Origin of the sequence: Streptomyces sp. MUSC 14, from assembly GCF_001866675.1 — a bacterium.
Classification (GTDB): Bacteria; Actinomycetota; Actinomycetes; order Streptomycetales; family Streptomycetaceae; genus Streptomyces.
Map to the genome: position 1 here is coordinate 90,471 of NZ_MLYN01000015.1, position 22,400 is coordinate 112,870.

Here is a 22,400-nt window from a genome sequence, read left to right on the forward strand (position 1 = left end):
TCACTCCCCCGGCTGGGCCGGCATGTTGTACGGCGTGACGACCTGGATCGCGGAGGGCGGCGGCGGTGCGGCCGGGGGCAGCGCGCCGTGGGCCCGCATGACCAGGTGACAGGCCTCGCGCATGTCCTGGCGCAGATCGTGGTGGAGCACGGCGGACAGCCGGTGCTCGCGCAGCAGGCGGATGTTCTCGTGGTCCAGGTCGTGGGCGATGAACACCGCGCACTCCCGGCCGAGGTCGGCGAAGGCGCGCAGCGTGGCGTCGTTGCCGCCGCCGATCGAGTACACGGCGCGGATCCCGGGGTCGCGTGCCAGCGCGGCGCGGACGAGGTCGTACTGGGTGGCGTCCAGGCCCTGCCCCTCGGCCGTCTCCACCAGGGTCCGCCCGGGGCACCGGGCCCGCATGACGCTGCGGAACCCCATCTCCCGCTCCTCCTCGTTGCGGAAGGATCCGCTGCTGAGGCTGGTGAGGACGTTGCCGGGGCGGTCGCCGAGCCACTGGCCCATCAGGTAGGCGGCGGTGGCGCCGGCGGCGCGGTTGTCGCTGCCGACGCAGCCGAGCCGGCCGCTCGCGGGCAGGTCGGTGACCAGGGTGACGACGGGGATGCCGGCCGCGGTGAGCCGGCCCACGGCGGCGGTGACCTCGGGGACGTCGGGGGCCTTGAGGATCACGCCCTGCGAGCCGCGCCGGGCGATCCGGTCCAGCGTCCTGACCTGCTCGGCGGCCGGTCCGGTCTCGCGGAAGTGGAAGCGGGAGCGCAGCACCGCCGGGTGCAGCGCGGGCAGTTCGGCCTCCAGGGCGGCGCGGACGGCGGTCGAGAACCGCTCGGGCGCCTGCACCACGATGTCGACCATGAACGTACGGCCGACCAGCCGGACCTGGGTGCGCTGCCGGTCGAGGTCGGCGATGGCCCGGTGCACCTCCTGCGCGGTGCTCTCGCGCACCCCTCCCCTGCCGTTCAGCACGCGGTCCACGGTGGCCTCGCTGAGGCCCGCCTGACGTGCGATCTCCCGGATCGGGAACGGATGGCCCATGCTCCGGCTCCTTGAGGGGTTTTTGATGGCTGGCTGCTGGTTGTTCGAGGGGTTTGTCAGGACAAGAATGACAGCACGGAGCCGCTCGCGCGGCCGAACGCCCCGGTGCCCGGCATACCGAAGGCCCTGATCCCCGAAATGAGGACACCCATGTCCGTCGCCTCCGCACCAGGCCGCGCCTGGCTGTCCGAGCAGGACTGCGACCTCGACACCTTCCGCGCCCTGACCGACCGCACGACGAGCCTCGCCGACCACCCGCACGCCACGTCCGTGCGCGACGGCGTCCTGCTGTACGACGCCGAGCGGCTGCGCTCGGCCGGTGACCGGGCCACGCTGCGCGCCGAGTTGGTGCGGGCCCTCGCCGACGGTCCCGGCGTCGTCGTCGTGCGGGGTGCCTTCGCGGACGCGGCGGTCGTGGACCGGCTCACCGCCGTCTTCGAGGCGCTCATCGCCGACCAGCGCGCCTGCGGGGCGGCCGCGGGCGACCACTTCGCGACGCCGGGCGCCAACGACCGGGTGTGGAACGCGCTGGAGAAGGCGGCCCTGTACGACCCGGAGGCGTTCGCCGACTACTACGCCAACGACGTCCTGGCGCTGGTGTCGGGCGCCTGGCTGGGCCCCGGATACCAGGTGACCTCGCAGGTCAACGTGGTCAACCCGGGCGGCGCCGGGCAGAGCGTGCACCGCGACTACCACCTCGGCTTCCTGAGCGACGCGGCCGCCTATCCCGCGCACGTGCACCGGCTCTCCCCCGTGCTCACCCTGCAGGGCGCGGTCGCCCACTGCGACATGCCGGTGGAGTCGGGTCCGACGCTGTATCTGCCGTACTCCCAGCTGTTCGAGCCGGGCTATCTGGCCTGGCGGCTGCCGGAGTTCCGGGCGTACTTCGCGGAGCACCACGTCCAGCTGCCGCTGGCCAAGGGCGACGCGGTGTTCTTCAACCCCGCGCTGTTCCACGCCGCCGGCGGCAACCGCACGGCCGGCGTACGGCGCACCGCCCATCTGCTCCAGATCTCGTCCGCGTTCGGGCGGGCGATGGAGACGGTGGACCGGGAGGCGGTGGCGAACGCGGTCTTCCCGGTGCTGCTGCGGCGGGCGGCCGAGGGGGCCGGCGAGGCGTGGCTGGAGCATGTGATCGCGGCGAGCGCCGAGGGGTATCCGTTCCCGACCAACCTCGACAGCGACCCGCCGGTGGACGGCCTGGCCCCGCCCTCGCAGGCGGACCTGGTGCGGCGCGCGGTGCGCGAGCGATGGGATCCGGCGCGGCTGCGGGCCGGGCTGCGGGCGGGCGCCGAGCGGCGCGAGAGCTGAAAGGGCGGGCGGATCATGACACGTGACGCACTTCTCGACGGCAAGGTGGTGCTCGTCAACGGCGGCAGTCAGGGCGTGGGGGCCGCGATCGCGCGGGCCGCCGTCCGTGCGGGCGCCACCGTGGCGGTCACGGGCCGGCGGAGCGAGCCGGGTGAGGCGCTGGTGAGCGAGCTGGCGGCCGCCGGCGGTACGGCGATGTTCGTCCGGGCCGACCTCGCGGACGCCGCGCGGGCGAAGGCGGCGGTCGCCGAGGTGGTGGACGCCCACGGCCGCGTCGACTGCCTCGTGAACTCGGCGGGCCTCACCTCCCGGGGCACGCTGCTGGACACCACGCCGGAGCTGTTCGACCAGCACATCGCGATCAACCTCAAGGCGCCGTTCTTCGCGATGCAGGCGGCGGTCGCCGACATGGTGGCCCGCAAGGCACCCGGCACGATCGTCAACATCATCACCTCGTCGGCGCACGGCGGCCAGCCGTTCCTCGCGCCGTACGTCGCCGCCAAGGCGGGCCTCGTGGGCCTGACCCGGAACGCGGCGCACGCCCACCGCTTCGACCGGATCCGGATCAACGGCCTGAACATCGGCTGGACGGCGACGGAGGGCGAGGACGCCACCCAGCGCGCCTTCCACGGCGCGGGCGACGACTGGCGCGAACAGGCGGCGGCGAGGCTGCCGATGGGCAAGCTCGGCCAGCCGGACGAAATCGCCGACTTCGTCGTCTTCCTGCTGTCCGACCGCTCGGGCGTGGTCACGGGCTCGGTGATCGACTGGGACCAGAACGTGCTCGGCGGCCTCGACTAGAACCCTCCGCACCCACCCCCGCGAACCCTCTAGGAGCAGCACCCCTCATGCGTATCGGAATCCTCGGCCTCGGCCGCATCGGCGCCTTCCACGCCGAGACCCTCTCCCGCCTCGACGCCGTCGAGTCGCTCGTCGTCACCGACCCGTTCGCGGACGCGGCCAAGGCCGCCGCCGAGAAGTTCGGCGCCGGGTTCGCCACCGTCGTCGACTCGCCTCAGGCGCTGCTGGCCGCCGGCGTGGACGGCATCGTGATCGCGGCGGCCACCGACGCCCACCCGGCCCTGATCCTGGCCGGCGTCGAGGCCGGCGTCCCGGTCTTCTGCGAGAAGCCCGTCGCGAGGACGATGAGCGAGGGCGTGGACGTGCTCAAGGCCGTCCGGGGCAGCGGCGTGCCCATCCAGATCGGCTACAACCGGCGCTTCGACGCGGGCTTCGCCGCCGCCCGGGCCGCCGTGCGGGCGGGCGAGCTGGGCGCGCTGCACACGGTCCGCTCCACGACCCTGGACCCGGCGCCGCCGCCGGCCGCGTACGTCGCCGCGTCGGGCGGGATCTTCCGCGACTGTTCCGTGCACGACTTCGACATCATTCGCTGGGTGACGGGCCGCGAGGTCACCGAGGTGTACGCGGTCGGCGGCAACCGGGGCGCCGGCTACATCAGGGAGGCGGGCGACGCCGACACCACCGGCGCGATCCTCACCCTGGACGACGGCACGATCGCGGTCGTCTCCAACTCCCGCCACAACGCCCGGGGTTACGACGTCCGCATGGAGCTGCACGGCTTCACGGACTCGATCGCCGTGGGCCTCGACGACAAGCTCCCGCTGCGCTCGGTGGAGCCGGGCGTGACCTTCCCGGCCGGCACCCCGCACGACTTCTTCATGGACCGCTTCACCGCGGCCTACCGCGCCGAACTCGGCGCGTTCACGGAGGTCGTGGCCGGCACCCGCCCGTCCCCCTGCACCGTCGAGGACGCGCTGGAGGCCGGCTGGATCGCCGAGGCCTGCACGCTGTCCCTGCACGAGCACCGGCCGGTGACGATCGCCGAGGTGCGGCAGGCCTGACCGCCCGGGAGTACGCGTCAGGGGTACGGCGGTGCTCGCCGTACCCCTGACGCGTACCCGCCCTGTGCGGCTCAGAGGCAGTAACGCACCAGCCATTCATCCGGGTTGTACGTGTCCCGCGCCGGATCCGGTGTGGTCGCCGGCCTGCTCTCCACCATGTCCTGCGGGCGTATCCGCTCGGGCAGGGAGCCGAAGCGTTCGTGGCGCGAGGCCGCCGCGCCGTCGGCCTCCTGGGGCGCCTCACGTGCTTCCGTACGGTGTGTCATCGCGTCCTCCCGTCTGCGCGGGCCTCCCCCGTCGTCCCCACAACGCCCGCGTGCCCCCGGTTGGTTCCCGGCCGTCGTGCGGCCGAATCCACCGGGGGCACGCAGGAATGCCCGCGTCCGCGCCTCGCTCAGGCCCCGCAGGAGCGCAGGAACCCGCGGGTGCGTACCGCGATCGGCAGGGGCCGGTCGGGCTCGCACGGGTACATGTCCTGCTCGACGATGGCGAAGAGGTCCGCGCCCAGCCGCTGTGCCGCCTCCAGGACGGGTCCCAGCTCCGGTACGCCGGCGGGTGGTTCGCACATCACCCCCTGGGCGACGGCCGGTCCGAAGGGGGTGCCCTTCGCCCGCACCTCGGCCAGGATCTCCGGGTCCACCTGCTTGAGGTGCAGATAGCCGATGCGCTCGCCGTAGGTCTCGATCAGCTTGACGCTGTCCCCGCCGCAGTACGCGTAGTGACCGGTGTCCAGGCAGAGGTTGACCAGCTCGGAGTCGGTCGAGTCCAGGAACCGTTCGACGTGGTCCTCGGTGTCGATGTGGGTGTCGGCGTGCGGGTGGACCACGATGTCCAGGCCGTACGTCTCCTTGACCTCGTGCCCGAGCCGCTCCATGCCCTTGGTCAGGTGGGCCCACTGCTCGGCGGTCAGCTCCGCCGGCTCCAGGATCTCGGCGGTCTTGTCGTCGCGCCAGAAGGAGGGGATGACCACCAGGTTCCGCGCGCCCATGGCCTGGGTGAGCTCGGCGACCCGGCTGACGTGCGCCCAGGTCGCGTCCCAGACGGCGGGGCCGCGGTGCATGCCGGTGAAGACCGTGCCCGCCGAGACCTTCAGGCTGCGCCGGGCCACCTCGTCGCGCAGGCGGGCCGGGTCGGTGGGGAGGTAGCCGTAGGGGCCGAGTTCGATCCACTCGTAGCCCGCCTCGGCGACCTCGTCCAGGAAGCGGTCCCAGGGGACCTGCCGCGGGTCGTCGGGGAACCAGACGCCCCAGGAGTCGGGGGCCGAGCCGACCCGGATGCGGTCCAGCGGGGTGGGGTGCGCCATGGTCAGGTGTTTCCTTCCGGGGAGGTCGCCACGGGTGCGGTGAGGTCGCTCTCCTCGGGGAGCTCCTCGGTGTCGACGCCGCGCACCTGGGCCAGTTCGTGCTTGAGCGCGGCGAGTTCGGCGCCGCCCGCCATGTGGTTGGTCAGCTCCTCCAGGCTGATCTGCGCACGCTCGGCGGAGAGTTCGAGGGTGCCGAGGCGCAGGACGCTGAAGTGGTCGCCGACCATGTAGGCGTGGTGGGGGTTGTGGGTGATGAAGATGACGCCGAGGCCGCGGTCGCGGGCGGCGGCGATGTACTTCAGGACCACGCCGGACTGCTTGACGCCGAGCGCGGCGGTCGGCTCGTCGAGGATCAGGACGCGGGCGCCGAAGTAGACGGCGCGGGCGATGGCGACGCACTGGCGCTGGCCGCCGGAGAGGGTGCCGATGGGCTGTTCCAGGTCGTCCAGGACGATGCCCATGTTGCGCAGTTCCTGGTCCGCCGTCGCCTTCATCCCGGTGATGTCCAGGCGCCGGACCGGCCAGGGGCCCTTCGTCATCTCCGAGCCCAGGAAGAAATTGCGCCACACCGGCATCAGAGGCACCGTCGCCAGGTCCTGGTAGACGGTGGCGATGCCCTTGTCGAGGGCCTCGCGCGGGCTGCTGAACCGCACCGGGCGGCCGTCGACCAGGAACTCGCCCTCGGTGTGCTGGTGCAGCCCCGAGATGATCTTGATCAGGGTGGACTTGCCGGCGCCGTTGTCACCGAGCACGCAGGTCACCTTGTTCGCGTGCACGGTGAGGTCCACGCCGTGCAGCGCGCGGATGTTGCCGTAGGACTTGCCCGCCCCCCGCAGTTCGACCAGGGCCCCCTCGCCCGCGGGCGGGGTGTCGGCGAGCACGGCGCCGTGGGCGGCTGCCTTGTTGTCAGTCATCGCTCTCACCTCCGGGTCGCCGCGCGGCTGACCCACAGATTGATCAGGACGGCGCCGAGGAGCATCACGCCGAGGAAGGCCTTGAACCAGTCCGGGTTCCAGCCGGCGTACACGATGCCCTGCTGCACCATGCCGAACATGAACGCGCCGAAGACCGGGCCGATCGCCGAGCCCGAGCCGCCGGTCAGCAGACAGCCGCCGATGACGGCCGCGGCGATGTAGAGCAGCTCCTGGCCGATGCCCTCACCGGACTGCACCGTGTTGAAGGAGAACAGCTGGTGCATGCCGATGAACCAGGCGCCGAAGCCGACCAGCATGAACAGCGAGATCTTCGTGAACGTCACCGGGACACCGACGGCCCGCGCGCTCTCCTTGTTGCCGCCGACCGCGAAGATCCAGTTGCCGTACTTCGTGCGCAGCAGCACCCAGGTGGCGATCGCCGCGAAGACCACCCACCACACCACGGTGATCTTCACCTGCACCCCGCCGACGTCGAACGACGACGCGAAGACCTTCTTTGCCTGGTCGAAGCCGTCCATGTCGCTGATGTCGTCGGTGGCGACGTTCCCGGTGACGAGCTTGGTCACCGCCAGGTTCACGCCCTGGAGGATCAGGAAGGTGCCCAGGGTGACCAGGAAGCTGGGCAGTCCGGTCTTCACCACGACCCAGCCGTTGAAGAAGCCGATCGCGAGGGAGACGGCCAGGGCGACGATCACGCCCGTCCACACGTTCAGGGTCAGCTGGTAGCTGAGCATGCTCGCGGTGAGGGCGGAGGAGATCACGGCGACGCCGGAGGAGAGGTCGAACTCGCCGCCGATCATCAGCAGGGCCACCGGCAGGGCCATGATCCCGATGGTCGAGGACTGGTAGAGGATCGTCGCCATCGAGCTGCCCTGGCGCACCGAGGGCGCGACGACCAGGAAGAAGATCAGTACGGCAGCGGCGCCGAGGAAGACGCCCACCTCCGGCCGGGCCAGCAGGCGCAGCGCCAGGGGGCGCCGGGCGGTGCGGCCGTCGGTCTGGGGACCGGACGGCGGGGGTGTCGTCCCCACGGCCGGCTCGGCGTGCTGGGCCATGCTCATCACCGGGTCCCCTTCGCGGCGAACTCGGCGACCTTGTCGACGTTGGACTTGTCGACGAAGGCAGGGCCGGTGAGCACCGGCTGGACGCCGCCGCCGCTGTAGTTGCCGTTGTTCTTGTAGAGCCACAGCGCGTCGACGGCCAGGTAGCCCTGGAGGTAGGGCTGCTGGTCGACGGCGAACTCGATGCTGCCGTTCTGGACGGCCTTGACGAGGTCTTTGTTCAGGTCGAACGTGGCGACCCTGGCCTTGCTGCCCGCGTCGCCCACCGACTGCACGGCGGTGAGGGCGAAGGGGGCGCCCAGGGTGACGACCGTGTCGATAGAGCTGTCCTGCTTCAGCTTCGCCGTGATGGTCGACCGCACGGACGGCATGTCGGTGCCGTTCACGTACAGGGTCTCGGTGGTGCCCTTGAACGTCTTCTTCACCCCGTCGCAGCGCTGGGTGAGACCCACGTTGCCCTGTTCCTGGATGACGCAGACGATCTTCTTGGCGCCGGTCGTGTTCAGCTTGTCGCCGAACGCCTCGCCCGCGACGCTCTCGTCCTGGCCGAAGAACGACAGCAGACCGAGCTGCTTCCAGTCGCTCAGCCCCGAGTTGAGGCCCACCACCGGGATGCCCGCCTGTTCGGCCTTGCCGATGACGCTCTTCATCGCGTCCGGCTTGGCCAGGGTGACCGCAATGCCGTCCACCTTCTGGTCGATCGCGTTCTGCACCAGGTTGGCCTGGTTGCCCGCGTTCGGGTCGGCGGAGTAGATCAGCTTGACGTTGTCCTTGGCGGCCGCGGCCTCGGCGCCCTTGCGGACGGTGTCCCAGAAGGTGTCACCCGGCGCCTGGTGCGTGACCATGGCGACGGTCATCCGAGGGGTGTCGGCCTTGCCCGCCGAGGCGTTCTGGGCCGCCTCCTCGGCCTTTTTCCCGCCGTGGGCGCTGGCGCACCCGGAGAGAGCGAGGGCCGCCACCGCGGCCACCGCCACGAAGGGGGCCGATCGGCGAAAGCGGGAGGGAGAAGAGCGGTCCATCTTTCCAGCACCTCACTGTGCGTGCGACGGGGGAAGGACGCGATTGCGTTGGGACGGGATCCAAGTCCCTGGTGAGCCCGCTGTCAATACTTTGTTAAGACATCATTTCACGAACAGGTCCGAATGTAAGTACAAACCGTTGACATCTGAACCTTCGCGGGCCTACACCTGACAGGCATGAGCCCAGTACACCGCACACCGCAGCGAACGGCACCGGGTGACCGGGCGCTCGACAGCCTCACGTTCGCCCTGGACCGCACGAGTCCGGTACCGCTGTACTACCAGTTCGCGCAGCAACTGGAGGCCGCCATCGAACAGGGCGCGCTGGCTCCGGGCAACCTGCTGGGCAACGAGGTGGACCTGTCCGTACGGCTCGGCCTGTCCCGCCCCACCGTCCGCCAGGCGATCCAGTCCCTGGTCGACAGGGGCCTGCTGGTACGCCGCCGGGGCGTCGGCACGCAGGTCGTGCACAGTCAGGTCAAGCGCCCCCTGGAGCTCAGCAGCCTCTACGACGACCTCACCGCGGCCGGCCAGAGCCCGACGACCCGGGTACTGCGGGGCGAGCGGATCGCGGCGTCCGCGGACGTGGCCGCGGCGCTCGGCGTCGCGGAGGGCGCCGAGGTCGCCGTACTGGAGCGGCTGCGCTCGGCCCACGGCCGGCCGGTGGCGTTCCTGCGCAACTTCCTGCCGCCCACGCTGCTCGAACTCCCGACGGAGCGGCTGGAGTCGACGGGTCTGTACGAGATGCTGCGGTCCGCCGGGATCGTGCTGCACAGCGCCCGGCAGTCCATCGGGGCGCGCAGCGCCACCGCCGACGAGGCCGGCCTGCTGGACGAGAAGGAGGGCGCGGCCCTGCTCACCATGCGGCGCACGGCGTACGACGACACGGGCCGGGCGGTGGAGTACGGCAGCCATGTCTACCGGGCCTCGCGCTACGCCTTCGACTTCCAGCTGCTGGTCAGGCCCTGACCCCGCCAACTCCGCCCGCGCGTCGCCGAAGTTGCAGGTAACGATGACGATTACGTTTCGGGCAAGAGACCTCCGAGTGCGAGCCGACCTATTGACGCATGAGCGGACATGGGGGTGTTATGACGCCCACGATGTTCGGTCGAGTTGGTTTCTGAGCGGTTTCGACGACCTTTCGGTGATCAACTCATCCCCTTGACCGAGCCCTGTATTCCTCAGGAGCCGCCATGCGCCTCTCGCCCTCCGGTGTTTCCGTCCCGGGTCCCAGCCGACGCTCGCTGCTGCGCACGGCAGGCGGTGCCGCCCTGCTCGCCGGCGCCGGCATCCCCCTGCTGTCCGCCTGCGGGGGCAGCGGCTCCTCCTCCGACCCGAAGACCGTCACGCTCGGCTCCAACGCCTCCGACGCGGTGCCGAAGAAGGCCTTCGAGAACGTCTACGCGGACTTCAAGAGGACGTCCGGCCTCACGGTCAAGGTGAACACCAAGGACCACAACACCTTCCAGGAACAGATCAATTCGTATCTGCAGGGCACTCCGGACGACGTGTTCAACTGGTTCGCCGGTTACCGCATGCAGTTCTTCGCGGCGAAGGGCCTGGCCTCGCCGGTCGACGACGTCTGGGCGAAGATCGGGGACAACTTCCCCGACGCGATGAAGAAGCTCAGCAAGGGCGAGGACGGTAAGTACTACTTCGTGCCGCTGACGACGTACCCCTGGGCGGTCTTCTACCGCAGAAGCGTCTTCCAGCAGCACGGCTACAAGGTCCCCACCGGCTGGGACGACTTCGTCGCCCTGTGCAAGCAGATGCAGAAGGACGGCCTGGTGCCGATCGCGTTCGGCGACAAGGACGCCTGGCCCGCGATGGGCACCTTCGACCAGATCAACTTCCGGCTCAACGGCTACGACTTCCACGTCCAGTTGATGGCCGGAAAGGCCTCCTGGACGGACCCCAGGGTGAAGGCCGTCTTCGACCACTGGGCCGAGATCCTCCCGTACCACCAGGACGGGTTCATGGGCCGTACCTGGGAGGACGCGGCGCAGTCACTGGTCGCGAAGAAGGCCGGCATGTACCTCCTCGGCTCCTTCGTGGCCCAGCAGTTCACCAACAAGGCCGACCTGGACGACCTCGACTTCTTCGCCTTCCCGGAGATCAACTCCGCGTACGGCCAGGACACCGTCGAGGCACCGACCGACGGCTTCATGCTCAGCAAGTCCCCGAAGAACCACGACGGTGTCCTGAAGCTGATGGAGTACCTGGGCAGCCCGGCGGCCGAGGAGACGTACCTCAAGACCGACCCGAGCGTGGTCGCCGCCTCCAGCAAGGCCTCCACCTCCGCCTACTCGCCGCTGCAGAAGAAGGCGTTCGAGATGATCGGCAGCGCCAAGAGCCTCACCCAGTTCATGGACCGCGACTCGCGGCCCGACTTCACCTCCACGGTGATGCAGCCGGGGCTGCAGAAGTTCCTCCAGAACCCCAAGGGCGTGGACAGCCTGCTGTCGTCCATCGAGCGCCAGAAGAAGACGATCTTCGCGTCCGAGTGAGTGACCCGATGACGACCGGCACGTCGGACACGTCCGACACGACGACGCAGACCCCTCAGGCGGCCGCCGCGGCGCCCCCGGGGCCCACGCCCGACACGAAGCGGGCCACGCAGAGCCATCGGCGCCTGCTGACCCGCCGCGACCGGATCACGCTCGGCCTCATGGCGGGCGTGCCGACCATCCTGCACGTGGCCCTCGTCTGGGTCACGGCCCTCGCCTCGATCTTCCTCGCCTTCACCACCTGGGACGGCATCGGGTTCGACTCGATCAAGTGGGTGGGCCTGGAGAACTTCAAGCAACTCTTCAACGACAACCCGCAGTTCTGGCCGGCCCTCCAGCACAACGTCATCTGGTTCGTCGTACTGATCCTGATCCCGACGCCGTTCGGCCTGTTCCTGGCCGTCCAGCTGGACAAGCGGATCCGCTTCAGCCGGGTCTACCAGACCGCGTTCTTCCTGCCGGTCGTGATCTCGATGGCCTGCATCGGATTCGTCTGGCAGCTCGTCTACAACCCGGACACCGGCCTGATCAACAGCATCATCGGCGCCAACAAGCCCGGCCACTACATCGACTGGATCGGCGACCCGCACCTGAACCTGTGGGCGATCCTGATCGCCGCGTCCTGGCGGCACACCGGCTACATGATGATCCTGTACCTGGCCGGCCTCAAGAGCGTCGACCCGTCGCTGCGCGAGGCCGCGGCCCTGGACGGCGCGAACGAGTGGCAGACGTTCAAGAGCGTCATCTTCCCCACCCTGCGCCCGACCAACACGGTCGTCCTCGTCGTCACCATCATCGAGTCGCTGCGCGCCTTCGACCTGGTCTTCGTCTTCAACAAGGGCGCCCAGGGCACGGAGTTGCTGTCGATCCTGGTGACGAACAACATCATCGGCGAGTCCAGCCGGATCGGCTACGGCTCCGCGATCGCCGTCGTCCTGCTGGTCATCTCCCTCGCGGTGATCATCCCGTACCTGATCGCCACCTTCCGGAAGGAGCGGCGCGCATGAGCGGCACCACTCTCCCGCAACGGCGCCGCGCCCCGATCCGCCCGGCCCGGGTGCTGCTGCACGTCTTCCTCGCCGGTACGGCGCTGGCCTGGCTGGCCCCGCTCCTGTGGGCGGTCTTCTCGGCCCTGCGGCCGTACAGCGAGACCAGCGCCAAGGGCTACGTCTCCTGGCCGTCCAAGCTGACCTTCGCGAACTTCACCAACGCGTTCCAGCAGTCGGACATGCTGCACTACTTCGGCAACACACTGGTCATCGCGGTGCCGGCCGTGCTGCTGACCCTGTTCCTGTCCTCCTGCGTGGCGTTCTACGTCAGCCGCTTCGACTTCCGCGTCAACCTCGCCCTCCTGCTGGTCTTCACGGCCGGAAACCTCCTCCCCCAGCAGGTCATCATCACCCCGCTGTACCGGCTGTACCTGCTGACGGACCTGCCGGGCATCACGGCGAGCGGCAAGCTGTACGACTCCGCGCTCGGCCTGGTGCTCATCCACGTGGCCTTCCAGTCGGGTTTCTGCGCGTTCGTGCTGAGCAACTACATGCGCTCGCTGCCGCACGAGCTGACCGAGGCCGCACTGGTCGACGGGGCCTCGGTGTGGCGGCTGTACTGGCAGATCACGCTGCCGCTGTGCAAACCGGCGATGGCCGCCCTGGCCACCCTGCTGTCGATCTGGATCTACAACGACTTCTTCTGGGCCCTGGTGCTGATCTCGACCGGCGAGAACATGCCGATCACCTCGGCCCTGAACAACCTCTCCGGCCAGTACTTCACCGACCCCAACCTGGTGGCGGCGGGCTCCCTCCTGACGGCGATCCCCACCCTGATCGTCTACTTCGCCCTCCAGCGCCAGTTCGTGAACGGCCTCACGCTCGGCTCCAGCAAGGGCTGACCGCCGCCTGACCTGCGGCTTCCATGAACGAGACGGGCAGCGCCCGGTACCCGCCCGGGCGGCCGGAACCCGCGGCGGCGCGGGTACCGGTGCACAATCGGAGACGACGCAACGACGGCCGCCGGCCCCGGTGGTGAGCGGGGCCCTGGAAGGACGGGACGCCCGTGATGGCGGGAGAGAGGCAGGACAGACACCCCCGAGAGCCGCATCCCCCCGACCTGCACGCGCGCCTGCGTTCCGAGCTGGGCCGGATCGACGAGCAACTGCGTGCCCTGCTGTCCTCCATGGACCGGCTCCAGGGCCTGCTGGACGCGGTGGTGGCCATCAGCCGTGAGGTCGAACTGCCCGCGGTGCTGCACCGCATCGTGACCACCGCCATGGATCTGGTCGGCGCCCGGTACGGTGCGCTGGGCGTACTCGACGCGTCCGGGGAACACCTGGAGCAGTTCGTCACGGCCGGTCTGAGCGAGCGGGAGCGCACGGCGCTGGCCGAGACCGGCCTGCCGCGCGGCCGGGGTGTCCTCGGCCATCTGATCCGCTACCCCGAACCCCTGCGCATCGACGACATCCCGGCCCACCCGGCCTCCAGCGGGTTCCCGACCGGCCATCCGCGCCTGCACACCCTGCTCGGCGTCGCCATCAGCGTGCGCGGCGAGATCTACGGCGACCTCTACCTGTCCGAGCGGCACGACGGAAAGCCCTTCGACCTGCACGACGAGAACGTCGTCGTCGCGCTGGCCGGCGCCGCGGGCATCGCGATCGAGAACGTCCGCCTCTTCGAGCGGATCCGGGTCGGAGCCGAGCAGTTCCAGCGGCTGCTGCTGCCCACCCTGCCCGACCTGCGGCCCTTCACCGCGGCCGCCACCTACCGGCCCGCCGCCGAGCCGAGCCAGCTCGGCGGGGACTGGTACGACGCCGTCCCGCTGCCCGGCCATGTGGTGGCCGTCGTGATCGGGGACGTGGTCGGCCACGATCTGCGGGCCGCGGCCGCGATGGCCTCCACCCGGAACATGATGCGCGCCCTGCTGTTCGACCGGAACGAACCGCCCGGCGCGGTCCTCGCCCGGCTCGACCGGGCGCTGGAGGCCATCACGCACAATCCCGTCACGACCACCACGCTGGCCCGCGTCGAACCCGGGGAACCGGGCTGGCGACTGCGCTGGAGCACCGCGGGCCACGTCCCGCCCCTGCTGCTCACCCGTGAGCGCCGCGCGACGTACCTGCTCGGCGAGCCCGGACTGCCGCTCGGCGTCGACACCGGACAGCCACGCCCGGACCACTCCCGGCCGCTGCCCCCGGACGCCACCCTGATCTTCTTCACGGACGGGCTGGTCGAGCATCCCGGGCACCCCATCGACGAGCGGCTGAACGCACTCGCCGAGCTCGCCGTGGAACACTCCGGGCTGCCCCTGCCCGCGTTCGTCCGGGCCCTGGCCGATCACCACCCCAGCGACGGCCACGACGACATGGCCATCCTCGCCGTACGCACACCGCCCGGCGGCGTGGAGCATCCGGGAGAACCGGCGGATGATGGACCTCGGGGGTGACATCGACGCGGAGGTCGCCCGATGCCCGTCGCGCGGCAGGCGCGGCTCGGCCGCAGTAATGCGGTGGCCGTCCTGGAGATCTGCACCCTGGCCGCGCTCTATTACGGCTCGGCCAGGCTCGGGCTGCTCCAGCAGCTGGTCCGCGGCCAGGTCACCCCGCTGTGGCCGCCGAGCGGGATCGCGCTGGCGGGCCTGCTCCTGCGGGGACCGAGACTCTGGCCCGGCATCGCGCTCGGCGCCTTCCTGGTCAACATCTCGCTGGGGCCGTCGCTCCCGGCCGTCCTCGCCATCGCTGCGGGCAACACCCTGGCGCCCCTCTGCTCCTGCGCACTGCTGCGCCGCACGGGATTCAGGACCGAACTGGACCGGCTGCGCGACGCACTGGCCCTCATCTTCCTCGGCGCGTTCACCGGGATGCTGATCAGCGCGACGGTGGGCAGCGGAACCCTGATCCTCGCGGGCGTCCTGAACGCCGAGGGCTTCTGGCCGACCTGGTCGGTGTGGTGGACCGGGGACGCGATGGGCGTGCTCGTGGTCACGCCGGTCCTGCTCGTCCTCAGCTCGGCCCGGCTGCCGAAGGAGGTGCTGCCCCTGCGCTGGGTGGAGGGGGCGCTGCTGGTGGCGGCCACCGTCGGTGTCGGTGTCGTCGAGGCCGGGGACACGCCGCTGCTGTTCCTCGGCTTCCCGCTGCTGATCTGGGCGGCCTTCCGCTTCCAGCTGGCCGGGGCCGCGCCCTGCGCGCTGGCCGTGTCCACCTTCGCGGTCATCACCGCCGGGCGCGGTTCAGGCCCGTTCTCCCATCACGACCTGCTCACCAGCATGATCACCCTCCAGGCGTTCAACGGCTCCGCCTCGCTGACCGCCCTCCTGGTCGCGGCGGTCATCAGCGAGCGGAACGAGACCCAGCGCGAGATCGCGCGAGCCTGCGGGCAGCTCGCCGCGATGGTGGCCAGGATCGCCGGCGGCGACCACCGCCCGATGCTCCCCGAGGGGTACGACTACGAGGAGGGCGCGCCGGAGGAGGACAAGGGCGCACGGGACGAACAGGACGGACCCGCAGATACGAGCAGGTCGTCCCCTCATCCCTGAGAAGACGACCTCCGACCTGCCGCAAAGCTGGTCGGGACGACAGGATTTGAACCTGCGACCCCTTGACCCCCAGTCAAGTGCGCTACCAAGCTGCGCCACGTCCCGATGCACTCACTCGCGGTGAACCGCGTGATCGCGCGAACAGAACTTTACCCCACGTCCGGGGGTGCGCCGAAGAGCGGCCGCGGGGAGCGGGAGAATCGACGTCATGACGAACGCGGACGCATCGGATGCCAGGGACCGCGACGCCGACGGGCGGGCGCGCAACGCGCGGCCCCGGGACGGGCTCGGGCGCCCGCTGCCGTACGGCACGCACGGCGTGCCCCGGCAGCCGGAGGGTCTCGTGCGGACGCCCGACGAGACGGTGGCCGAGGCGCAGGACCTGCTGGACGCGGGCAGGCCCTTCCACGCGCACGAGGTCTTCGAGGACGCCTGGAAGTCGGGTCCCGAGGACGAGCGGACGCTGTGGCGGGGGCTGGCCCAGCTGGCGGTGGGCCTCACCCACGCGGCCCGTGGCAACGCCGTCGGCGGGGCGCGCCTGCTGCGGCGGGGCGCCGGGGCGGTCGAGGCGTGGGAGCAGGAGCGCGGCGAGGACCGGCCGTACGGGATGGATCTCGCCGGGCTCGCCCGGTGGGCGCGGGAGCTGGCGCAGCGGGTGGAGCGGGGAGCCGGACCGGTGGATCCGGTCGCCGAGGCGCCGCGCCTCGGGTGGGGCGAGCCCCACTGACCGGCGGGGCCGGGCGGCCGGGCGGGCCGTGCTGACCGTGTGTGCGGAGGCGGTGGACGCGTGGTCAGCGGCATGCGGCAGACTCGGGGCGTGCGAAAGATTCATGTCATCGGTATCGGCGCGGGCGACCCCGACCAGCTGACCCTGCAGGCCGTCAAGGCGCTGCGGAGCACGGACGTGTTCTTCCTGCTCGACAAGGGCGAGGTGAAGAGCGATCTCACCCGGCTCCGCCGGGACATGCTCGACACGCATCTGCCCGCGGGGTCGTACCGGGTGGTGGAGGCCCGCGACCCCGAGCGGGACCGGACGGCGGGCGGCTCGGCGTACTCGCCGGCGGTGGAGGACTGGCGCGGCGCCCGCGCCGGGATCTACGAGCGGCTGATCGCCGAGGAACTGGACGAGGACGGCACGGGCGCGTTCCTGGTGTGGGGCGATCCGGCGCTGTACGACAGCACGCTCGGGATCCTGGAGGAGGTGCTGGCGCGCGGCGCGGTCGCGTTCGAGTACGTCGTCGTCCCCGGCATCAGCAGTGTCTCCACGCTGGTCGCCCGGCATCGCACGGGCCTGAACCGGGTGGCGCGGCCGGTGCAGATCACCACCGGCCGGCGGCTGGCCGAGGGCTTCCCCGAGGACGTGGACGACGTGGTCGTGATGCTGGACGCGCACCAGACGTTCCGCCGGTACGCCGGGGACGACATGGACATCTACTGGGGCGCGTATCTCGGCACGGCGGACGAGATCCTGGTCTCCGGCCCCATCGCGGAGGCCGCTGAACGCATCGAGCGGGTGCGGGCCGAGGCGCGCGAGCGCAAGGGCTGGATCATGGACACGTATCTGCTGCGCAGGAACCCGGGCGACCGCTAGGGGGCGTCAGGCCGGGCCGAGTCCGAGCCGCTCCAGTACGGCCGCCACGTCGGGCACCGCCGTCACGTCCGGGGGCAGCACGGGGCGGCGTACGACGACGACGGGCAGCCCGAGGTCCCGCGCGGCGGCCAGTTTCGCGGCCGTGGCCGCGCCGCCGCTGTCCTTGGTCACCAGGACGTCGATGCGGTGGGCGCGCAGCAGGTCCCTCTCGTCGGCGACGGTGAACGGGCCGCGCGCGAGGACCAGTTCGGTGTGCGGGGGCAGCGGCGGTGCGGGCGGGTCGACCGAGCGGACGACGAAGTGCAGGCCGGTCAGCCGGGCGAACGCCGCGAGACCCAGGCGCCCGGTGCTGAGGAACACCCGGCGGCCGAGGCGGGGCAGGCTCTCGGCCGCGGCCGCCAGCGAGGGGACGTCGTGCCAGCGGTCCCCGGGCACGGGTCGCCAGCCGGGCCTGCGCAGGACGGTCAGCGGGATCCCGGTGGCGGCGGCCGCACGGGCCGCGTTGGCCGTGATCGACTCGGCGAAGGGGTGGGTGGCGTCGACCAGCGCGGCCACCTGGTGGGCGCGCAGCCAGTCGGCGAGGCCCTGCGCGCCGCCGAAGCCGCCGGTCCGCACCTCGCCGGGCAGCGCTCCCGGCGCGGCGACCCGGCCGGCCAGGGACGTGGTGACCCGCACGGCGGGGCGGGCGGCGAGGTCCGCGGCGAGGCGGCGGGCCTCGGTGGTGCCGCCGAGGATCAGGACGTGCGCGGGCATAGGGGTGAGCGTAGGCGGTCGCAGCGGCCCGCCCGGGGCCCGGGTCGCTACGGTCGGGGCCATGGAATCCGTGCGGGCCGTGCTGATCGACATCGACGGTGTCCTCACCGTCTCCTGGAAACCGCTGCCCGGTGCGGTGGCGGCGCTGCGGGCCGTCCGGGACGCGGGACTGGGGGTGGTCCTGGTCACCAACACCACCTCCCGGTCCCGGGCGTCCGTCGCCGCGGCGCTCGCCCGGGCGGGGTTCCCGGTGGGCGCCGAGGACGTACTGACGGCCCCCGCCGCCACCGCCGAGCGGCTGGCCGGGGCCCGGGTCGCGCTGCTGAACAGCGGGGACGTCGGGGAGGATCTGGCGGGGATCACCCTCGTCGGGGACCACGACGACGACGTCCCGGACGTCGTGCTGTTCGGCGGCGCCGGGCCGGAGTTCGGTTACGAGGCGCTCGATCGCGCGTTCGGCCGGATCCGGCGGGGCGCGCGGCTGGTCGCCATGCACCGGAACCTGTACTGGCGCACGGAGGACGGACTCCGCCTGGACACGGGGGCGTTCCTGGCGGGCCTGGAGGCGGCAGCGGGGGTCGAGGCGGAGATCACCGGGAAGCCGTCGCGGGCGTTCTTCGAAGCGGCCCTCGGGCGTCTCGGCGTCGGCGCGGAGCAGGCGTTGATGGTCGGGGACGACGTCGAGTACGACGTCCTGGCGGCTCAACGGCTCGGCATCACCGGGGTGTTGGTCCGCACCGGCAAGTTCCTGCCGCAAACCCTGGAGCGGGCGAGCGGACCCCCGGACCACGTCCTGGACTCCTTCGCGGCCCTCCCGGCCCTGCTGGGGCTGTCGTCGCCCTCGGCCTAGCGCAGGAGCAGCTGGACCCCGCCCACGATCGTCGCCGCGATCACGAGTTGTTCGAAGAGCCGCTGGTCGATCCTGGTCACGGCCCACTTGCCGATGAGCGCGCCGGGCACGACGAACACCACGAGCGCGGCGTCGAGGAGCAGCGAGCGTCCGTCGATCAGGCCGAGGCCCGCGCTGAACGGCACCTTGGACACGTTCACGATCAGGAAGAAGAACGCCGACGTGCCGAGGAAGCCCAGCTTCCGGAAGCCGGCCGAGAGCAGGTACATCGACATCACCGGGCCGCCCGCGTTGGCGACCATCGTCGTGAACCCGCCGAGCACGCCGTACGACCGCGCCTTCGCCCGGCCCGCCCGGCCGGTCACGGCGTCCGGCTCGCCCGCGCGCTCCGCCCGGCGCCGCCGCCACAGCGTGACGCCGGCCATCAGCAGCAGGATCGCGCCGATGGAGGTCCGCACGACCCCGTCGTCGGCCCGCACCAGGAACAGCGTGCCGAGCACGACCCCGGCCGCGACGGCGGGGAACAGCCGCCACAGGGTGGGCCAGTGGGCGTGTCGCCGGTAGGTGAGGACGGCGAGGACGTCGCCGGCGATCAGGACGGGCAGCAGCACGCCGGTGGAGGCGCGAGCGGGCAGGACGGCGGCGAAGACGGCGAGGCTCACCGTGTTGGCCCCGCTCACCGCGGTCTTGGAGAAGCCGACGAGGAGCGCCGCGAAGGCGAGCGCGGCGAACCCCCCGCCGGATATGTGCCAGAGCGTCATCGTGTTCATCCGGAGACCGATGCTATGTCCGGACAAGCCTCCGGCGTAAGCACCGTCCCGTCTGGTGACCCCTGCCGCCCGCTATGACCCGTCCGCGCACTTCTCCACGTACGCCGCCCGGAGTTCCCGCTTGAGCACCTTCATGCTGGGACCCAGCGGCAGCGCGTCCGTGAACTCCACGCGCCGCGGGTACTTGTGCCGCCCCAGGTGCTCCTTGGACCACTCGGTGAGCGCGGCGGCGTCGGGGGCGCCGCCCGGCGCCGGGACGACCACGGCGCAGACCTCCTCGCCGTGCAGGTCGTCGGGCAGGCCGATGACCGCGACCTGGGCGATGCCGGGGTGGCGCATCAGGACCTCCTCGACCTCCCTCGGGTACACGTTGTAGCCGCCGCGGATGATGACGTCCTTCTTGCGGTCGACGATGCGCAGGAAGCCCTCGTCGTCCTTGGTGCCGAGGTCGCCGGTGCGGAACCAGCCGTCGACCAGGGCCTCGGCCGTGGCCTCGGGCCGCCCGAGGTATCCGGAGAAGACGTTGTGGCCGCGGACGACGACCTCGCCCAGCTCGCCGGCCGGCAGCAGCTCGACACGGCCCTCCACCTCGGCACGGGCGATCTCCACGTCGACGCCCCACAGCGGGTGGCCGATGGTGCCGGGCCTGGTGCCGAACAGCGGCTGGTTGACGGTGGCCGTCGGCGAGGTCTCCGACAGCCCGTACCCCTCGTAGATCCGCGCGCCGAACGCCTCCTCGAACCGCTCCAGCACGGCCACGGGCAGCGAGGCCCCGCCCGAGATGCAGACCCGCAGCTCGGGCAGCCGCTCCGCCTGTGCCGCGGCCGCCGTGAGGGCGACGTACATGGTCGGCACGCCCTGGAAGGTGTTGACGCCCTCCGCGACCATCAGCTCGATGGCGCGGGCCGCGTCGAAGCGGGGCAGCAGGACGAGCGTGGCGCCCGCCCGCCAGGTGGAGTTGAGCGAGACGGTCTGCCCGAAGGCGTGGAACAGGGGCAGCGCGCCGAGGGCGATGTCGTCGCAGCGGATGTCGTTGGCGTCGAAGGCGTTGACGGTCGCGTTCATCACGATGTTGAAGTGGCTGAGGACCGCGCCCTTGGGGACGCCGGTCGTGCCGCTCGTGTAGAAGATCACCGCCGGGTCGTCGGCGGCCCGGGTGACGTACGACACCAGCGGCTCGGCGTCCGCCGCGAGTCCGTCGAACTCCTCGCCCAGGGTGACCACGCGGACCCCGAGCGCCCTGGCTGCGGCCCGACCGGTCTCCGCCTGCCCCGGGTGCACGAGCAGCAGGCCGGCGCCGCTGTCCCGCAGCACGTGCTCGACCTCGCCGGCCGACAGCAGCAGGTGCACCGGTACGACGACCGCGCCCGCCGCGACGATCGCGTAGTAGGCGACAGGGAACTCGGCGGTGTTGGGGGCCATCAGCGCGACCCGGTCCCCCGGCCGTACGCCGAGCCCGGTGAGGGCGCCCGCCCGGGCGAGGGAGCGCTGCCACACCTCGCCGAAGGTGAGCCGCAGTCCGCCCTCCACGAGGGCGGTCTTGCCGGGACGGCGCCTGGCGTTCTCGGCGAGGACGGCGGCGACGGACAGGGTTGCCATGGAGGGGTGCTCCGTTTCCTTGCTGCGGCTCGTACTACGGAACTCCCTCGTGGGGAGCGTCTGTTGGGGTCAGTCCCGCGCCACCAGCAGGGCGCTGCCCTGTCCCACGCCCACACACATGGTCGCGAGTCCGCGCTCGGCGCCCGTGCGGCGCATGCGGTGCAGCAGGGTCGTCAGGATACGGGCGCCGGAGCAGCCGAGGGGGTGGCCGAGGGCGATGGCGCCGCCGGTCGGGTTGACCAGGTCCGGGTCGATGCCGAGCTGGTCGACGCAGGCGAGGGCCTGCGCGGCGAACGCCTCGTTGAACTCGGCCTCCGCCAGGTCGGCGACGTCCCAGCCGGCCCGGGCCAGCGCCTTGCGGGTCGCCGGCACCGGGCCGATGCCCATGACGTCGGGGTGCACGCCGGCGGAGGCGCCCGCGACATAGCGGCCGAGGGACTCCAGGCCCAGCTCGTCCAGGGCGTCCTCGCTGACCAGCAGCAGTCCGGCCGCGCCGTCGTTCATCGGCGAGGCGTTGCCCGCCGTGACCGTCCCGCCCTGGCGGAAGACCGGCCTCAGGCGGGCCAGCTTCTCCAGCGAGGTGTCCTCGCGGACGCACTCGTCCTGCCCGACCACGACGCCGTCCGGCCGCTCCACGGGCAGGAGTTCGGCGTCGAAGTGGCCGTTCTTCCGTGCCGCAGCGGCGAGTTGGTGGCTGCGCAGGGCGAACGCGTCCTGCCGCTCCCGGGAGATGCCGTACCGCCCGGCGACCTCCTCGGCGGTCTCGCCCATGGACAGCAGGCCGTGCAGGTCCTTCATCGCCGGGTTCACCAGGCGCCAGCCGAGCCGGGTGTCGTGGGTCTCGATACGCTGCGGCAGGGCCTCGTCGGGGCGGGGCAGCACGAAGGGGGCCCGGCTCATGGACTCGGAGCCGCCGGCGATCACGATGTCGGCCTCGCCGGCGGCGATGGTGCGGGCGGCCGTGGTGACCGCTTCGAGCCCGGAGGCGCACAGCCGGTTGACGGTGGCGCCCGGCACGGACTCGGGCAGCCCGGCGAGGAGGGCGGCCATCCGGGCGACGTTGCGGTTGTCCTCACCGGCCTGGTTGGCCGCGCCCCAGTAGACGTCGTCGATCCGGGCCGGGTCGAGCGCGGGCGCACCGGCCACCAGGGCGCGGATCACCGTGGCGGCCAGATCGTCGGGCCGGACACCGGACAGGGCTCCGCGCAGCTTGCCGATGGGGGTGCGGCGGGCGGCCGCGAAGTGGACGGGACGCACGGCTTCGACTCCTGACCGACGGG

Annotated in this window: 22 protein-coding genes and 1 tRNA gene; 12 read left to right on the plus strand and 11 right to left on the minus strand. The window is 71.6% G+C overall.

Annotation, left to right across the window (positions count from 1 at the left end):
- Positions 1–1,032: a LacI family DNA-binding transcriptional regulator gene (locus BIV25_RS08975; RefSeq protein ID WP_071371653.1), complete on the minus strand. Its 1,032-nt coding sequence runs from the start codon at positions 1,030–1,032 to the stop codon at positions 1–3.
- Between the two features lie 150 nt (positions 1,033–1,182).
- Between BIV25_RS08975 and BIV25_RS08980 the strand changes: the two genes are divergently transcribed.
- From BIV25_RS08980 to BIV25_RS08990, 3 genes are read left to right on the plus strand one after another with little or no spacing between them, the layout of a single operon-like run.
- Positions 1,183–2,343: a phytanoyl-CoA dioxygenase family protein gene (locus BIV25_RS08980; protein ID WP_071371654.1), complete on the plus strand. Its 1,161-nt coding sequence runs from the start codon at positions 1,183–1,185 to the stop codon at positions 2,341–2,343.
- A 15-nt stretch (positions 2,344–2,358) separates the two neighbouring features.
- Positions 2,359–3,144 (plus strand): SDR family oxidoreductase, encoded by a 786-nt coding sequence (locus BIV25_RS08985; protein WP_071371655.1) that lies wholly within the window; start codon positions 2,359–2,361, stop codon positions 3,142–3,144.
- A 47-nt stretch (positions 3,145–3,191) separates the two neighbouring features.
- Positions 3,192–4,205, plus strand: coding sequence for a Gfo/Idh/MocA family oxidoreductase (locus BIV25_RS08990; RefSeq protein WP_071371656.1), 1,014 nt, complete (start codon positions 3,192–3,194; stop codon positions 4,203–4,205).
- Positions 4,206–4,276: 71 nt separating this feature from the next.
- On the opposite strand, the gene BIV25_RS08995 is transcribed toward BIV25_RS08990, so the two are convergent.
- From BIV25_RS08995 to BIV25_RS09015, 5 genes are all read right to left on the minus strand, one after another.
- Positions 4,277–4,471 carry a hypothetical protein gene (locus BIV25_RS08995; RefSeq protein WP_071371657.1) on the minus strand — a complete coding sequence of 65 codons (195 nt, stop codon included), beginning with the start codon at positions 4,469–4,471 and terminating at the stop codon, positions 4,277–4,279.
- Between the two features lie 128 nt (positions 4,472–4,599).
- The gene (locus BIV25_RS09000) at positions 4,600–5,508 is read right to left on the minus strand and encodes a sugar phosphate isomerase/epimerase (protein ID WP_071371658.1); all 909 of its coding nucleotides are present in this window, start codon (positions 5,506–5,508) and stop codon (positions 4,600–4,602) included.
- Positions 5,509–5,510: 2 nt separating this feature from the next.
- The gene (locus tag BIV25_RS09005; protein WP_071371659.1) at positions 5,511–6,422 is read right to left on the minus strand and encodes an ATP-binding cassette domain-containing protein; all 912 of its coding nucleotides are present in this window, start codon (positions 6,420–6,422) and stop codon (positions 5,511–5,513) included.
- A gap of 5 nt (positions 6,423–6,427) precedes the next feature.
- Positions 6,428–7,504: an ABC transporter permease gene (locus tag BIV25_RS09010; RefSeq protein ID WP_071371660.1), complete on the minus strand. Its 1,077-nt coding sequence runs from the start codon at positions 7,502–7,504 to the stop codon at positions 6,428–6,430.
- On the minus strand, positions 7,504–8,523 hold the full coding sequence (locus tag BIV25_RS09015) for a sugar ABC transporter substrate-binding protein (RefSeq protein ID WP_071371661.1): 1,020 nt from the start codon (positions 8,521–8,523) through the stop codon (positions 7,504–7,506). The genes BIV25_RS09010 and BIV25_RS09015 overlap by 1 nt, the downstream gene beginning before the upstream one ends.
- 177 nt (positions 8,524–8,700) lie before the next feature.
- Between BIV25_RS09015 and BIV25_RS09020 the strand changes: the two genes are divergently transcribed.
- From BIV25_RS09020 to BIV25_RS09045, 6 genes are all read left to right on the plus strand, one after another.
- Positions 8,701–9,492 carry a GntR family transcriptional regulator gene (locus tag BIV25_RS09020; protein ID WP_071371662.1) on the plus strand — a complete coding sequence of 264 codons (792 nt, stop codon included), beginning with the start codon at positions 8,701–8,703 and terminating at the stop codon, positions 9,490–9,492.
- 224 nt (positions 9,493–9,716) lie between these two features.
- Positions 9,717–11,030 (plus strand): ABC transporter substrate-binding protein, encoded by a 1,314-nt coding sequence (locus BIV25_RS09025; RefSeq protein WP_071371663.1) that lies wholly within the window; start codon positions 9,717–9,719, stop codon positions 11,028–11,030.
- Positions 11,031–11,038: 8 nt separating this feature from the next.
- Entirely contained in the window at positions 11,039–12,037 is a 999-nt protein-coding gene (locus BIV25_RS09030; protein ID WP_071371664.1) for a carbohydrate ABC transporter permease, read from the plus strand.
- On the plus strand, positions 12,034–12,921 hold the full coding sequence (locus BIV25_RS09035) for a carbohydrate ABC transporter permease (protein WP_071371665.1): 888 nt from the start codon (positions 12,034–12,036) through the stop codon (positions 12,919–12,921). Before BIV25_RS09030 ends, BIV25_RS09035 begins: the two co-directional genes overlap by 4 nt.
- 167 nt (positions 12,922–13,088) lie before the next feature.
- Positions 13,089–14,468, plus strand: coding sequence for a PP2C family protein-serine/threonine phosphatase (locus BIV25_RS09040; protein WP_071371666.1), 1,380 nt, complete (start codon positions 13,089–13,091; stop codon positions 14,466–14,468).
- 21 nt (positions 14,469–14,489) lie between these two features.
- Positions 14,490–15,557, plus strand: coding sequence for an MASE1 domain-containing protein (locus BIV25_RS09045; protein WP_071371667.1), 1,068 nt, complete (start codon positions 14,490–14,492; stop codon positions 15,555–15,557).
- A 28-nt stretch (positions 15,558–15,585) separates the two neighbouring features.
- On the opposite strand, the gene BIV25_RS09050 is transcribed toward BIV25_RS09045, so the two are convergent.
- Positions 15,586–15,662 (minus strand) — tRNA-Pro (locus tag BIV25_RS09050).
- A gap of 103 nt (positions 15,663–15,765) precedes the next feature.
- Here BIV25_RS09050 and BIV25_RS09055 point away from each other — a divergent pair.
- Both BIV25_RS09055 and cobF read left to right on the plus strand, forming a co-directional pair.
- A complete protein-coding gene (locus tag BIV25_RS09055; RefSeq protein ID WP_071371668.1) occupies positions 15,766–16,284 on the plus strand; it encodes a DUF309 domain-containing protein in 519 nt (172 codons plus the stop codon).
- Positions 16,285–16,374: 90 nt separating this feature from the next.
- Positions 16,375–17,148 carry a precorrin-6A synthase (deacetylating) gene (cobF, locus tag BIV25_RS09060; protein WP_107486037.1) on the plus strand — a complete coding sequence of 258 codons (774 nt, stop codon included), beginning with the start codon at positions 16,375–16,377 and terminating at the stop codon, positions 17,146–17,148.
- Between the two features lie 6 nt (positions 17,149–17,154).
- On the opposite strand, the gene BIV25_RS09065 is transcribed toward cobF, so the two are convergent.
- Positions 17,155–17,901, minus strand: coding sequence for a cobalt-precorrin-6A reductase (locus BIV25_RS09065; RefSeq protein ID WP_071371670.1), 747 nt, complete (start codon positions 17,899–17,901; stop codon positions 17,155–17,157).
- Positions 17,902–17,962: 61 nt separating this feature from the next.
- On the opposite strand from BIV25_RS09065, the gene BIV25_RS09070 reads away from it, so the two are divergent.
- Complete coding sequence (locus BIV25_RS09070) at positions 17,963–18,751, plus strand: HAD-IIA family hydrolase (RefSeq protein WP_071371671.1); 789 nt, start codon at positions 17,963–17,965, stop codon at positions 18,749–18,751.
- Here BIV25_RS09070 and BIV25_RS09075 read toward each other — a convergent pair.
- From BIV25_RS09075 to BIV25_RS09085, 3 genes are all read right to left on the minus strand, one after another.
- The gene (locus BIV25_RS09075; protein WP_071371672.1) at positions 18,748–19,521 is read right to left on the minus strand and encodes a sulfite exporter TauE/SafE family protein; all 774 of its coding nucleotides are present in this window, start codon (positions 19,519–19,521) and stop codon (positions 18,748–18,750) included. The genes BIV25_RS09070 and BIV25_RS09075 overlap by 4 nt on opposite strands.
- Positions 19,522–19,593: 72 nt before the next feature.
- The gene (locus BIV25_RS09080; protein WP_071371673.1) at positions 19,594–21,120 is read right to left on the minus strand and encodes a long-chain fatty acid--CoA ligase; all 1,527 of its coding nucleotides are present in this window, start codon (positions 21,118–21,120) and stop codon (positions 19,594–19,596) included.
- A gap of 69 nt (positions 21,121–21,189) precedes the next feature.
- The gene (locus BIV25_RS09085) at positions 21,190–22,377 is read right to left on the minus strand and encodes a thiolase family protein (protein ID WP_071371674.1); all 1,188 of its coding nucleotides are present in this window, start codon (positions 22,375–22,377) and stop codon (positions 21,190–21,192) included.
- Positions 22,378–22,400 lie beyond the last annotated feature (23 nt).